Source organism: Formosa sejongensis (genome assembly GCF_033447105.1).
Taxonomy (GTDB): domain Bacteria; phylum Bacteroidota; class Bacteroidia; order Flavobacteriales; family Flavobacteriaceae; genus Formosa.
In genome coordinates this window covers 1-1233 of the sequence record NZ_JAWQUN010000053.1, presented here as the reverse complement: position 1 = coordinate 1233, position 1233 = coordinate 1, and the positions used below count along the sequence as shown (strand labels likewise).

1 protein-coding gene is annotated in these 1233 nt (G+C 32.3%); it reads right to left on the bottom strand.

What is annotated here, in order from left to right; genetic code table 11:
• Positions 1–37: 37 nt before the first annotated feature.
• Positions 38–1009 carry an IS110 family RNA-guided transposase gene (locus tag R6X41_RS19710; RefSeq protein ID WP_318502070.1) on the bottom strand — a complete coding sequence of 324 codons (972 nt, stop codon included), beginning with the start codon at positions 1007–1009 and terminating at the stop codon, positions 38–40.
• Between the last annotated feature and the right edge of the window lie 224 nt (positions 1010–1233).

Below are 1233 nucleotides of genomic sequence, written 5' to 3'. Positions count from 1 at the left end.
CAACAAAGTACTGTGGTAAAAAACAAGTAAAAACTCATTAATTTTTCACTAAAACACTTCTATAATTATTATCATAGGTTAATCCTGATTTTGCTATGGCAAAAGCCTGTTTTAAGAGCTTATTACAAACGGCTATTAATGCTAACTTTTTGCTCTTTCCTTTGGCAACTAATCGATCGTAAATTGCTTTGCAAGCATAGTTATATTTACAGGCATTAAAACTGCACATAAATAATAAATTCCGAAGTTTTTGATTGCCTATTTTACTAATTCGTGGACGCCCTTTTACGCTACTTCCACTTTGTCGTATTACGGGTGTTAATCCTGCGTAACTACATAATTCACTACCGCTTGTAAAACGATCAAATCCATCTGTTAAAACCACTAGCATTAGAGACGTTTTTGGACCAATTCCTGGAATGGTTTTTAAGCGTGTTAAAACACTCTGATGTACTTCTTTTACTAAAACTAATAATTTATCTTCTATCATTTTCATCTCTTTTTGAACCTGTTTCAAGTTACGTTTTAAGGAACTCACAACTGCTTTACTAGGGTTTCCTAAAACAGCTTCTCCATGTAATTTATTTTTAAGCATAGTACTCTGTTTTGTATACACAGAAAGGAGTCTGGTCATTTGAAGGCATTCTAATTGATGTTTTGAATTTCCTTTCCAAAGCTTTAACTCTACATGTTTAGCATACTCACAAATCAACTTAGAGTCACTCTTGTCTGTCTTGATTTTAGACAACTTCATTTGTATAAAACGTTTTACAGCTAATGGATTTTCTACGGAAACCTTAACACCTTCTTCTTGTAAATAATAGGCTAATTGGTAATGATAATAACCAGTAGCTTCCATCACACAATGACTATTAGGATCTAACAGTTTTAAGAACTTTTTAAAGCCCAAAAGGTTGTTTTTAAACTGGTAATATTTCCCTTCGGAATCCGTAACATCAAAAACTAAATGACTGATGTCAAGTCCAAAATATTTAATATCTTTATTCATAACAAAGTAGTATTTGAAAGGACTAGCTACGCGAGTTTCAACGACTTAAAATCGAGGTCTAAAAGCCTCATAGAACTGTACGAAATCTGTGTAGAAAAAGAGAGGGGATTTTCAATGTTGACGAGATCTGTAGTCTCTCCGTATATAATAACCTTATTCCTCTCTTTTGTGCTTTCTATTTATATATGTTTAAATTAGTGTTTTTATTGAAATGCTAACTTAAG

Bases quoted from the DNA above. Each gene is read 5' to 3' on its own strand.
- R6X41_RS19710 (WP_318502070.1), bottom strand. From the start codon at position 1,009: ATGAATAAAGATATTAAATATTTTGGACTTGACATCAGTCATTTAGTT.